7 protein-coding genes are annotated in these 13,036 nt (G+C 74.8%); 6 read left to right on the plus strand and 1 reads right to left on the minus strand.

The genetic code is table 11. The features are described from left to right. Positions 1-172: 172 nt before the first annotated feature. Positions 173-2,575, minus strand: a complete 2,403-nt coding sequence (locus OG447_RS02055; RefSeq protein ID WP_266934448.1) for an ABC transporter family substrate-binding protein — start codon at positions 2,573-2,575, stop codon at positions 173-175. Positions 2,576-2,920: 345 nt separating this feature from the next. On the opposite strand from OG447_RS02055, the gene OG447_RS02060 reads away from it, so the two are divergent. From OG447_RS02060 to OG447_RS02085, 6 genes are all read left to right on the plus strand, one after another. Beyond that, positions 2,921-3,151, plus strand: a complete 231-nt coding sequence (locus OG447_RS02060; RefSeq protein WP_266934449.1) for a hypothetical protein — start codon at positions 2,921-2,923, stop codon at positions 3,149-3,151. A 153-nt stretch (positions 3,152-3,304) separates the two neighbouring features. After that, on the plus strand, positions 3,305-4,141 hold the full coding sequence (locus OG447_RS02065; RefSeq protein ID WP_266934450.1) for a hypothetical protein: 837 nt from the start codon (positions 3,305-3,307) through the stop codon (positions 4,139-4,141). Position 4,142: 1 nt separating this feature from the next. After that, positions 4,143-6,083: a fumarate reductase/succinate dehydrogenase flavoprotein subunit gene (locus OG447_RS02070; protein ID WP_266934451.1), complete on the plus strand. Its 1,941-nt coding sequence runs from the start codon at positions 4,143-4,145 to the stop codon at positions 6,081-6,083. Beyond that, a complete protein-coding gene (locus OG447_RS02075) occupies positions 6,080-6,853 on the plus strand; it encodes a succinate dehydrogenase/fumarate reductase iron-sulfur subunit (protein ID WP_266934452.1) in 774 nt (257 codons plus the stop codon). Before OG447_RS02070 ends, OG447_RS02075 begins: the two co-directional genes overlap by 4 nt. An 85-nt stretch (positions 6,854-6,938) precedes the next feature. After that, on the plus strand, positions 6,939-10,802 hold the full coding sequence (locus OG447_RS02080) for a protein kinase (RefSeq protein ID WP_266934453.1): 3,864 nt from the start codon (positions 6,939-6,941) through the stop codon (positions 10,800-10,802). A gap of 134 nt (positions 10,803-10,936) precedes the next feature. Next, the gene (locus OG447_RS02085; protein ID WP_266938710.1) at positions 10,937-13,012 is read left to right on the plus strand and encodes a YgcG family protein; all 2,076 of its coding nucleotides are present in this window, start codon (positions 10,937-10,939) and stop codon (positions 13,010-13,012) included. Positions 13,013-13,036 lie beyond the last annotated feature (24 nt).

Below are 13,036 nucleotides of genomic sequence, written 5' to 3' on the forward strand. Positions count from 1 at the left end.
GAATGAGGTCGGCCGAGCGCGGGGTGGGGGTGCTCGACCGCCGGTCCGGCCAGTGTTCATGCGGGTCAACGGGCATCCACGACCTTGCCCGCCGAAGATCCGGCGGGCAAGGAACTTGAGTCACATCTGAGCTTGAGATCCTCGGGGCAACCTGCCGGGCACCCCTTTGTCACTACTTCTTCTTGTCTTTCGCACTCGGCGGCTTCTTCCAGCCGATGTCCTGGAAGCGGGGGCTGCCGAGGCCGAAGGCGCCGGCGTTGGCCAGACCCGGCTTGACGGCCACCAGCTCGGGGCGCTGGTAGAGGGGAATGGAGCCGGCGGCGGCCCAGATCCGGGCGTCGGCCTTGCGCATCAGCTCGCGGGACTGCCCCTCGTCCAGCTCGCCGACCGCCTGGTCGAACAGCTGGTCGATGTGGTCGGTGCCGACCCGGGTGTAGTTCTGTTCGACGAGGAGCGAGCCGTCCGCGGCCGGCTCCGGCTTGGCGAAGATGGGCCGGGCGTCGGTGGCCGGGTAGGCGGTGGCGGGCCAGGAGTAGAGCGCCAGGTCGTACTGGCCCGAGGCGATGTGGTCCTTGAAGAAGCTCTCGTCGGCCACCTTGGTCGTCTCGGTCTGCACGCCGAGCTTCTGGAGCATCGCGGCGATCCGCTCGCCGACCGTGCGCAGGGCCTCCGAGCCGGGGCCCGACGGGAGGACGAAGCGCAGGGTGAGGGGCTTGCCGTCCTTGGCGAGCATGTTCCCGGAGGTGCGGACGGCCTGCTTGGCCGGGGGCGGCGAGGCCTTGGCGGGGTCGGCGGCCTCGCCGTCGCGGGCCGGGACGCTCTTGCCGTCGTCGGCCGGGACGGCCTGGGCGAGCGCGGCGGCCTGGGCGAGGATCGAGGCCTTCTGCTGGGCCGCGAAGGGCGCCGGGGCCAGGACCGGGGAGGGCCCGCTCTGCGGGCCGTACGCGGCGAAGGCGCCGGCGTCGGTGCCGGCGGCCGACCCGTCGGGGCGGTGCCCGAGGCCGTGGTCGCCGGGCCGGGTTCCCGGTGCCCCCGCGGGCCCGGCCGCGAGCGCCCCGGCCAGGTCCGCGGTCGCGGAGCGCAGCTCGCCGTTGCGCCCGTCGTCCTGGCCCACGATGTAGAGCCCGTCGCTGCCGGTGCCCGGGCCGGACGGGGTCTTCGCGTCGTCCTGCGGCGCGCTCTCCGGGCCGGCCTTGGCTCCCGAGGGCTCGGTGAGCTTGCCGCCGCGGCGCCAGCCCGCGTCCGCGAGGAGGGCCTGGGCCGCCTGGGTGTCCTGGCCGCCGAGGGCGTCGCTGTTGTCGGCGTACGCCCGCTGCCCCGCCAGCGCCAGGTGGCTGCCGACCGGCTTCGCGGGGAGGCCGAGGGGCTTCAGTACGGCCTCGGCCAGCGCCTTGCGGTCCAGTGCCCGGGCCACGGCCCGGCGCACCCGCTCGTCCGCCAGCGGGCCGGAGGCGCCGTTCATGGCGAGCTGGGTGTACGCGGGCTCCAGGGACTTGCGCACGGTGAAGGTCCGCAGGGCCTTCTGCTCGGCGGCGTACCGTTTCTCCGCCTCCGCCTTCTTCAGCCGGTTCTCCTTCTCGGCCGCGGCCTTCTCCTCGTCCGCGCCGAAGGCGATCGCCCACGACAGGGTGGCCTGCGCCGGCGTCACCGCGGCGGCCGGGCCGTGGGCCGGGGCCCCGCCGCTGCCCGCGCCGGCGCCGGCCTTGGCCTCGCGGCGGGCCAGTGCGATGCGGTCGGCACCCGCCCGGTCGATCTCCGCCAGGTCGAGCTTGCCCGCGGCCAGCGCGGCCGGGCGCCCGGACCGGGGCACGGCCGTCAGGACGAGCGTGTCCAGCTTGGCCGGCTGGCCCCACCAGCGCGGATTGCGGGTCAGGGCCGCCGTGCCCGTCTTCTTGTCGATGGCCCCGAGTCCGAAGGGTCCGGCGGTCACCTTGAGGGCGCCCCGGGCCCCCTCGTTGAAGGCGTCCGGGGTGCCGGTGACCTGCTTGGGGTAGAGCGGGGTGAACAGGGCGCGCCAGTCCGCGTACGGCTTGGCGAAGGTGACCCGGACCTCCAGGTCGGTCTTGCCCCGCTCGATCTTCTCGATCCGGTCGTAGCCCGCGTTGCGGGCCGTCCAGTACGCCGAGTCCTTGCCGTTCAGGGCCCGCCACTGCGCCACGAAGTCGGCGGCGCCGATCTCCCGGCCGTCGCTCCACACCGCCTGCTGGTTCAGCTTGTACAGGACGACCTGCTTGGGCTCCCGCTCGACGACCTCCGCCTTCTCCAGGTAGTCGGGATTCGCCACCGGCCGCCCCTTGGCGTCCAGGACGAACAGCTGCGGCAGCACCGCCCCCGCGATACGGGTGGTGGTGGCGTCCGAGTCGGCCTGGAAGGTGTTCAAGGTGTTCGGCAGGGAGTCCACCGCCCAGCGCAGCACGCCCCCGTCGGCCACCTTGTCGCGGGCCGTGGTGGCGATGTCCTGCCCGGCGGCGGCCGGGCCGCCCTCGTCGTCCCCCGCGCCGCAGCCCGTGAGCAGCGGCAGTGCGAGGACTCCCGAGGTCAGGAGCGCCAAGGACCTGCGCCTTCTCTGGGACATGGGTGGTACCTCCGGGGCAGGGCGTGAGGGAAGCATGATCACGTTTGGCGGTATATGGAGCTGATCACATCGGTTGCCGGAACCCACTGAAATCCACGGCCCGCCCGGCCCCTCGCAGCAACCCCGCGCCACGCCGCGAAGCCCACCCGTGCGGACCAACGGGGTTCGCGCGGCGGACGGGCGTTCGCCCGGAAGAGGGATGAGAATGGGGGCAGGGAGGGGCGTACAGATCACGCCTGCGCGCCCGCAATCGCTGCACGTCCCTTCACAACCGGGGACGGGAAGCGCGACACTCGCAGGCGCACATGAGCGTTGCCACCGCACCTGCGGAAGTGAGGGCAAATCATGTCCCTGCAAGACGAGCTCAGCGCCGTACGGCGCAACCTGGACGAGCTGACGCGCAAGGTCGAGCAGCTGGAGCGGCAGGCCGGGAGCAAGCGGTCGGCCGATTCCAGGACGGCGGCCCCGCCGGATCCGTCCCGGATGGTCACCGTCCCGGACACCCCGTACGACAGCTCGCTGTGGACGGACTCCGACGACGAGGGCCTCGGCGCCCGCGACCGGCACGCCCCCTGACGGCGTAGCGCCGCCCCCTGCCGGCGGAGGCCCCGGCGCCCGGACCCTGACGGCCGGGTGCCGGCCTCCGCGCGGCCGCACTCACCCATCTGGCCCAGCCGTCCGCGGCTGGGCCTCCTGGGCCACCCCTCATCACTCCACCCGGAGTCCCCCTTGGCCACAGGCACCCAACCCGGCACACAACCACCCCGGCAGCGGCCCGGCGGCGTCCACGACGCCTCCCGGGCCGCGATCGCTGCCAGGCACCTGCGGACCGACCGGTGGTGGCTGGCCCCGGCCGGCACCGCGGCCGGGCTGCTCGCCTTCATCGTCTACTCGACCTGGCGGGCCTTCGCGAATGCCGACTACTACGCGGCCCCGTACGTCTCGCCGTTCTACTCGCCGTGCCTCGCGGAGAACTGCGAGGAGATGCGCGGCGGGCCCAACTGGGACCTCTTCGGCAGCTGGTGGGGCCTGTCCCCCGCCCTGCTGATCCTGGTCTTCCCGCTCGGCTTCCGGCTGACCTGCTACTACTACCGGAAGGCCTACTACCGGGGCTTCTGGGCCTCGCCCCCGGCCTGCGCCGTCGCCGAGCCGCACACGAAGTACACCGGCGAGACGCGCCTCCCGCTGATCCTGCAGAACCTGCACCGCTACTTCTTCTACGCCGCGGTGCCCGTCGCCGGGATCCTGACGTACGACACGGTGCTGACCTTCCGCGACGAGCACTACGAGTGGGGCCACATGGGCCTGGGGACCCTGCTGTTCCTGGTCAACATCGTGCTGATCTGGGCCTACACCCTGTCCTGCCATTCCTGCCGGCACATCATGGGCGGCCGTCTGAAGCACTTCTCGAAGCACCCCGTGCGCTACCGCCTGTGGGGCTGGATCAGCCGGCTCAACACCCGTCACATGCAGCTGGCGTGGGCCTCCCTGATCAGCGTGGCCCTCTGCGACTTCTACGTGTACCTGCTGGCCAGCGGCGCCTTCAACGACCCGAGGATCTTCTGAGATGGCTCAAGTGGAACGGCAGCAGTGGGACGTGGTCGTGGTCGGCGCGGGCGGCGCCGGGCTGCGGGCCGCTATCGAGGCCCGCGAGCGGGGCGCCCGTACGGCCGTGATCTGCAAGTCCCTCTTCGGCAAGGCCCACACGGTGATGGCGGAGGGCGGCATCGCGGCCTCCATGGGCAACGTCAACGAGGGGGACAACTGGCAGGTGCACTTCCGCGACACCATGCGCGGGGGCAAGTTCCTCAACCAGTGGCGGATGGCCGAGCTGCACGCCAAGGAGGCCCCGGACCGGGTCTGGGAGCTGGAGACCTGGGGCGCGCTCTTCGACCGCACCCCGGACGGGAAGATCTCCCAGCGCAATTTCGGCGGCCACGAGTACCCGCGCCTCGCGCACGTCGGCGACCGCACGGGTCTGGAGCTGATCCGCACCCTCCAGCAGAAGATCGTCCAGCTCCAGCAGGAGGACTTCAAGGAGTACGGGGACTACGAGGCCCGGCTCAAGGTCTTCCAGGAGTGCACGGTCACCAGGGTCCTCAAGGACGGGTCCGGCGGCGGCTCCGCCGCGGAGCAGCGTGTCTCGGGGACCTTCTGCTACGAACGCGAGTCCGGCCGCTTCTTCGTCCTGGAGGCCCCGGCGGTCGTGCTGGCCACCGGCGGGATCGGCAAGTCCTTCAAGACGACCTCCAACTCCTGGGAGTACACGGGCGACGGCCACGCGCTGGCGCTGCTCGCCGGAGCGCCCCTGCTGAACATGGAGTTCGTGCAGTTCCACCCGACCGGCATGGTCTGGCCGCCTTCGGTGAAGGGCATCCTCGTCACCGAATCGGTGCGCGGAGACGGCGGGGTGCTGCGCAACAGCGAGGGCAAGCGGTTCATGTTCGACTACGTCCCCGACGTCTTCAAGGAGAAGTACGCGGAGTCGGAGGAGGAGGGCGACCGCTGGTACGAGGACCCGGACCACAACCGGCGGCCGCCCGAGCTGCTGCCCCGCGACGAGGTGGCCCGGGCGATCAACTCCGAGGTGAAGGCGGGCCGCGGCTCCCCGCACGGCGGGGTGTTCCTGGACGTGTCCACCCGGATGCCCGCGGAGAGGATCCGCCGACGCCTGCCTTCCATGTACCACCAGTTCAAGGAGCTGGCGGACGTGGACATCACCGCCGAGCCGATGGAGGTCGGCCCGACCTGCCACTACGTGATGGGCGGCATCGCGGTCGACTCCGACACCGCGGCCACGGTCGGCGTGCCGGGCCTGTTCGCGGCGGGCGAGGTCGCGGGCGGGATGCACGGCTCGAACCGCCTCGGCGGCAATTCCCTGTCCGACCTGCTGGTCTTCGGGCGGCGGGCGGGGCTGCACGCGGCGGAGCACGCCACGGCCGCCGGTGAGCGCCCGGCGGTCTCCCAGGAGCAGATCGACGCGGCGGCCGCGGAGGCGCTGGCCCCCTTCCAGGCCGCCGAGGGCGCGGAGAACCCGTACACGCTCCACCAGGAGCTCCAGACGACCATGAACGACCTGGTCGGCATCATCCGGCGCGAGGGCGAGATGGCCGAGGCCCTGCGGAAGCTGGCGGGGCTGCGCGTACGGGCCGCCCGGGCCGGGGTGGAGGGCCACCGGCAGTTCAACCCGGGCTGGCACCTGGCGCTGGACCTGCGGAACATGCTGCTGGTCAGCGAGTGCGTGGCGCGCGCGGCCCTGGAACGCACCGAGAGCCGGGGCGGGCACACCCGCGAGGACTGTCCGGCGATGGAGCGGGACTGGCGGCCGGTGAACCTGCTGTGCCGGCCCGTGACTGTCGATGACGGAAAGCTGGCCCCCGCCGACCCCGCGGCCGACCGGATCGCCTTGGTCCGCACCCGCACCGACCCCATCCGCCCCGACCTGCTCGCGCTGTTCGAGAAGGAAGAGCTGGTCAAGTACCTCGCCGAAGAGGAGCTCTACGAGTGACTACCTACGACGCACGCTTCCGGATCTGGCGGGGCGACGCCGAGGGCGGGGAACTGCGGGACTTCACCGTCGAGGTGCACGACGGCGAGGTGGTCCTGGACATCGTCCACCGGCTGCAGGCCACCCAGGCCTCGGACCTCGCGGTGCGCTGGAACTGCAAGGCGGGCAAGTGCGGCTCGTGCAGCGCGGAGGTCAACGGGCGGCCGCGGCTGATGTGCATGACGCGGATGTCGACCTTCGAGCGGGAGGAGACGATCACGGTCACCCCGCTGCGTGCCTTCCCCGTCATCCGCGACCTGGTCACGGACGTCTCCTTCAACTACCAGAAGGCGCGGGAGGTCCCGGCCTTCGTCCCGCCGGAGGGGGTGGCCCCGGGCGCGTACCGGATGCAGCAGATCGACGTGGAGCGCTCGCAGGAGTTCCGCAAGTGCATCGAGTGCTTCCTGTGCCAGGACACCTGCCATGTCGTGCGTGACCACGAGGAGAACAAGACCGCCTTCGCCGGTCCGCGCTTCCTGATGCGGGTGGCGGAACTGGACATGCACCCCCTGGACGCGGCGGCGGAGATCGGCCTGGACCGCAAGAGCAGCGCGCAGGAGGAACACGGGCTGGGCTACTGCAACATCACCAAGTGCTGTACGGAGGTCTGCCCCGAGGGCATCCAGATCACCGACAATGCCCTGATCCCATTGAAGGAGCGGGCGGTGGACCGCAAGTACGACCCGCTGGTGTGGCTCGGCAGCAGGATCCTGCGGCGTCCGTCCTCGTAGCAGCCCCCAGCCGTTCACTTCGCAGGACACAATGCCCCCTGGGATGACGTCGGATGACGTGTCGTCAGGGGGCATTGCGGTGCGGGTGGGGGATCGACTGGCCGGCCGGTACCGGCTGGACCAGCGGCTCGGGCAGGGCGGCATGGGCGAGGTGTGGCGCGGGTACGACCTGACGCTGGACCGGGCCGTCGCGGTGAAGGTGCTGCTCGACACAGCGACGAACGACGAGGTGGTGAGCCGGTTCCGGCGCGAGGCCACCATCGGGGCGCGGCTCCAGCACCCGGGGATCACGGTGGTGCACGACGTGGGCCGCCACGAGGGCCGGCTGTTCATCGTGATGGAACTGCTTGCGGGCGAGGACCTGGCGGCGCTGCTGGGCCGTACGCCGGGCGGGCTGCCGGAGGAGACCGCGGTCGGCCTGGCGGCCCAGACGGCGGAGGCGCTGTCCGCCGCCCATGAACAGGCGGTGGTGCACCGCGACCTGAAGCCCGGCAACCTCTTCCTGCTGCCCGGCGGGCGGCTCAAGATCTGCGACTTCGGGATCGCCCACTCGGCGGACGCGACCGGGGGCTGGACGGTCACGGGCCGGATGTTCGGCACCCCCGCCTACATGGCGCCCGAGCAGTGGCGAGGCGAGCACGTCGACGCGCGCTGCGACCTGTACGCGCTGGGGTGCGTGCTGTACGCCCTGCTGAGCGGGGAGCCGCCGTTCGGCGTGGCCGAGTCCCCGTACGTGCTGATGCGCCGGCACATCGAGGACGTGCCGCTCGCGCTGCGGGAGGCGGGCTTCCCGGTGGCCCAGGAGCTGGAACGGCTGGTGGGGCGGCTGCTGGCCAAGGAACCGGCGGACCGGCCGGAGTCGGCCGATGCCGTCGCGAAGGCGCTGCACGGCCTGGCCGTTGCCCTCCCGGGCGGGGGCGGGGGTCACGGACAGGAGCGGCGCCACCGGGACCCGGCCCCGGCCCCTGCGGCCCCCGGGCACGCCGCCCCGGCGGGCGGGGGGCCCGGAGCGGGCCCGAACGCGGGCGCGGCGGACCCTGAGGCCGCCTCGGCCGGCCCGTACGCGGCCACGCGAGGCCTCGGGTCGGCATACGGACCGGCGTCCGGGGCGGGCGCGGGGGCCGGGACGGGTGCCGGGTCTGGAACGGGTGCCGGGTCCGGGACTGGTGCCGGGTCCGGGACGGCGGCAGGGCCTGGGACGGGGTCTGAGGCCGGGACCGAAGCCGGAGCTGAGGCCGGGAGCAGGCCCGGAGCCGAGGCCGGGAGCGGGGCCGGGACTGGGCTTGGGGCCGGGGCTGGGCTCGGGGACGGGACCGGCACTGGCACCGGCACCGCCGCTGCGGCCGGGGCTAGGCCTGGGGCTGCACGTGAGGCCGGCAGGTGGACCGGGACTGGCGCTGGGAACGGGACTGAGGCCGGGACCCGGGCCGGGAACGGGACGGGGACCGGCACCGGGGCTGCGGCCCGGAATGGGACCGGGACCGGGCCTGCGCCTGGGAACGGGCCGGGGGCCGGGGGCGGGCCTGCGCCCGGGAACGGGCCGGGGGCCGGGGGCGGGCCTGCGCCCGGGAACGGGCCGGGGGCCGGGAACGGGCCGGGGGCCGGGAACGGGCCGGGGGCCGGGGGTGCTGCTGCGGCTGCGGCCGTGCCTTTGGGCCTGGACCCGGCCGCGGCTTCGGGCCTGGCTGCGGCTGCCGCGCCGGCTGAGGCGTCGGCGTCGGCGTCGGCGTCGGTGCAGGAGTTCGTCCGCGGGCTGCTGCACGAGGCGGAGGAGACCCTGCGGACCGCGTCGCCCGGCTGGGAGCACCTGCGCGTCGAGGGGCTCGCCGTCGCGGCCGACGCGGCCGCGCGCTTCGACGCCGCCCTCGCCGGCCGGCTGCTGGCGGGCGCGGAGCACTACGCGTGGACCGACGGCCAGGGCGACGGGGCCCGGATCGCAGACCTGCTGACCTTCCTGGCCCGGCGCACCGCCCGGCACGCCCCCGCACGCACCGGTCGGCTGCTCACCGATGCCCAGCAGGCCCTGTTCACCGTCTTCGGCCCGAACCGCCGGGCCCCGCTGCGGATGGTCGCGGAGGAGCTGGCGCGGGTCTCCCCCGAGCGCGCCGCGCAGCTCGCCCTGCGCGACTTCGCGGACCACCCGGCCGGGGACCGGATCTGGGCCCGGGTGGCCGTGGCCACCGCGGCCACCGACCTGGCCCTCGCCGAGGAGCACCTCGCCCGGATCCGCGACACGGGCCTGCGCGCGACGGCCCGTACCGGCCTCGTCGCGGCGGTGGCCCGCCGGGACCTGGGCGCCGCGCTGCGCCTCGCCGAAGGGGTCGAGGGCGAAGGCGCCCGCGTCCGGGTGCTGTGCGAGGTGGTGGGCGAGCGCGCCGCCGCCGGGGACCCGGCGGGCGCGGCCGAGGCCCTCGCCCGTGGGGAGGAGGCGTTCTCGCGCTTCGTGGAGGAGCGGGCCGCCCGGCTGCGGGTGGACGCGGCCCGGCACACCGAGCGGGGCGAGTTCGTACGGGCCGAGCAACTGCGCAACCAGGCGGCCGCGGTACTGCGCCGGGACGGCCGTTCCGGCGGCGACGAGGAGGTCGATCGGGCGCGGACCGCCCTGTCGGAGGCCCGGGCCCGGCTCGCGCAGGACCCGCACCGCCTCCTGGACCCTGCGGTGGCGCGCGAGCGCGCGGTCGCCGCCCGGGACCTGCCGGACGCCCCCGAGCGGGCCCGGGAGCTGGCCCGGATCGCCCGGGAGTGCGTGGCCGCCGGTCACTCGCCCTGGCTGCCGGAGGTGGCGGCGGACCCGGGCAGCCCGCCTCCGCACGACGTGGCGGTCGCCGTGGCGAGCGCCGTCCGCGCGGACTCCGCGACCCGGCCGGGCACGCACGCTCCCGGATTCCCAGGCGCCCGCCGGTGGTTCACGGCGGCCGTCCCGCTGGCCCTGTGCGCGGCCGGGGACAGCGTGGTGTGGACCTCGGGCGACGAGGTGGGCTCCGTGCAGGCCGACGGCGGGGGCACGCGCTGGACGGCCTTCGCCGACGACGGGGTGCCCGTGGCGCCCCTGCCGGGGGACACGACGGCCTTCTGCGCGGCCGACGCCGGCACGGTCTGCGTCGCGTTGGAGCAGCGTGCGGGTTCCGGCGTGCGGCTGCTGGCCCGGGAGCCCCGGGACGGCCGGGTGCGCTGGTGGCGGGACCTGCCGCAGGCGGGGCCCGCCGGGCGCGACCGGATGCCGGTGGTGGCGGCCGGCGGGCTGGTCCTGCACGCGGGCCGGGAGCGGCTGACGGCCCTGGACGCGCCCACCGGCGAGGTGCGCTGGCAGCGCCCGGGCCCGTACCACTCCTCCCTGACGACCACGGTGGACGGGGACTGCCTCGTCCTGGCGGGCCAGGACACGCTGATGGGCCTGCACCTGGCCGACGGCGCGCTGCTGTGGACCTGGCAGCGCGGCGCGGGCCGGGTCCTGGTGCCGCCGGGCGCCCCGGAGGTGGCCGGGGGGCCGGTGGCCGTGCTGGACGGTTCGGTGCTGCGCGCCCTGGACCGGCGGCGCGGCGGCGAGCTGTGGTCGGTCGAACTGGGCTCCCCCGCGTCCGTGCTGACCGCGGGATCCGTGGTGTACGCCGCCGGGTGGCGGCGGCAGGAGAAGGGCGACGTGGTGTTCGCGTTCGACGCGCTGACCGGCCGGGAGCGGGCGCGGCAGCGGATCACGCAGCACGACGGCGGCTGCGCGCTGGAACTGCTCGGCATCCGGCAGGGGCAGCTGTACGTGAAGTCCGCGCGCGGCAGCCGTGCCCGGCTCGGCCGGGCTTCCCAGCCGCCGTTCCTGACCGCCCTGGACCTGGTGACCCTGAAGCCGGGCTGGCAGTGGAGCGACCTCCACATCAGCCGCCGGGACGCGGTGCTGACCGGGGACAGCGTCGTGCTCCCGCTGCCCACGCTGACGGCGATCGCCCTGCCCTGAGCTCGCCGCCCGCGCGGTGATCACTCCGGGTGCGCGGGCCGGAAACCGCCCATACCCTCCGAATTGTGATTGCGCCGAGCAGCAGGACGAACAGTCGCGCCACCGCCGGGATATCCGTACGGGCCGGGCTCACCCTGGCCGCCGCGCTCCTCGCGCTCGGCGGCTGGGGCGTGGCCGGGGCCCCTCCCGCGCGGGCCGAGGATCCCGTCGCCCTGTCCCAGCAGGGGCAGATCACCGACCGCGTCGGGGCGCTGGGAGACCGCGCGCCCGCCGTCGCCGCCGCGCTCGACAAGCTGTACGCCGACCGCAGCATCCAGCTGTTCGTGACGTACGTCCGCGACTTCTCCGATCGCTCCGCGCAGAGCTGGGCCGACGCCACCGCGGAGAAGAACGGCCTGGGCCAGAACGACGTCCTGCTGGCCGTCGCGACCGGGGCCCGGCAGTACGCCTATTCGGCCGATGTCGACTCCGGTTTCACCGAGGAGCAGCTCGCCACCGTCGCGCGGACCGCGATCGAGCCGGCCCTGAAGCAGAACGACTGGGCGGGCGCCGCCATCGGCGCGGCCAACGGCTACAACGCCGTGCTCGGCGGGCTGCCCGTACCCGTGCCCACCCTCACCCCGGGCCCGGCCGACCCGGGCGGCGAGGCGGGCGGGGAGAGCGGGGCAGGGGACTTCGTGCTGCCCGTGGTGGTCGTCGGCGCGGCGGGGGCGCTCGGCGCGTACGCGTACAGCCGCCGCAAGCGCAAGGGCGGCGGCAGCGGCGGGCGCGGTACGACGACCGGTCCGGGCTGGGGCCCGCAGGGGGCGGCTCAGCTGGACCTGCCGGAACTGGACGCCAAGGCCAAGGCGCTGCTGGTGGAGACAGATGACGCGGTCCGCACCAGCACGGAGGAACTGGGCTTCGCCTCGGCCCAGTTCGGCGACGAGGCGGTCGTACCCTTCATCCAGGCCGTGGAGTACGCCAAGGGCGAGCTGACGCACGCCTTCCGGCTGCGCCAGCAGCTCGACGACGCCTACCCGGAGGACGACCCCACCCGGCGCCGGATGCTGGACGAGATCGTCGCCCGGTGCACCGAGGCGAACCGGCGGCTCGACGCCGAGTCGGCGGACTTCGACCGGCTGCGGGACCTGGAGAAGAACGCCCCGCGGGCGCTGGTGACCGTGGAGGCGCACTTCCGGGCGCTGAGCGGGCGCACCGCCACGGCCGAGGCGGCGCTGGCCGCGATGGCGCTGCGGTACGCGGACTCCGCGGCCGCGCCCGTGGCCTCCAACCCCGAACAGGCCAAGGACCGGCTGCTGTTCGCGACGACCAGCCTCGGCGAGGCCCGCGCTGCCGTAGACGCCGGGGACAACGGCAAGGCGGCCGTGCACGTACGGGCCGCCGAGGGCGCGGTGGACCAGGCGGCGACCCTGGTCGACGCGGTGGAGCGGCGGGCCCAGGAGCTGGCGGAGGCGGCCGGGACGCTGCCGGGCGCCCTGAACGAGACGGAGACCGACCTCGCGGACGCGGAGGGGCTGCTGACCGGTACCGCGGCGGGCACGTCCACGGCGGACCTGCGCGGCCGGATCAGCCGCGCGCGGGCCGTAATGGCCGACGTACGGGAGGAGCAGGCGGCCGGGCGGCACGACCCGATCGACGCGCTGCGCCGCATCGAGGAGGCCGACGCGGCCCTCGACGAGGCGCTGGCCGGGGCGCGCGAGCGGGAGTCGGGCCGGCAGCGGGCCGTGGCCCTGCTGGACCAGGCCCTGCTCTCGGCCCGCAGCGCGATCGGCGCGGCCACCGACTACGTCACCACCAGCCGGGGCGCCGTCGGCAGCCAGGCCCGCACCCGGCTGGCGGAGGCCGGGCGGCACCTGGAGCGGGCGGTGTCCCTGACGGGCGCGGACCCGGCGGGCGCGCTGGCCGAGGCCCAGCAGGCGGACTCCCTCGCGCGGCAGGCGCAGCAGCTGGCGGAGCAGGACGTACGGGGCTACCAGGACACGTACGGCGGAAGCCGGTCCGGCGGCCGGGGCGGGGCCGTCCTCGGCGGGATCATCCTCGGCGAGATCCTGCGCGGCGGCGGCGGCTTCGGCGGGCGCGGGGGCGGCGGCGGTGGCTTCGGAGGCGGTTTCGGGGGCGGTTTCGGGGGCGGCGGCGGAGGCAGCGGCCCCGGCTCCTTCGGCGGCGGCGGGACCCGCGGCCGCATGGGCGGTGGCGGCCGTTTCTGACACCTCGTCGCCCCGTCACCGCGC

The sequence above is a fragment of the Streptomyces sp. NBC_01408 genome, assembly GCF_026340255.1.
Taxonomy (GTDB): domain Bacteria; phylum Actinomycetota; class Actinomycetes; order Streptomycetales; family Streptomycetaceae; genus Streptomyces.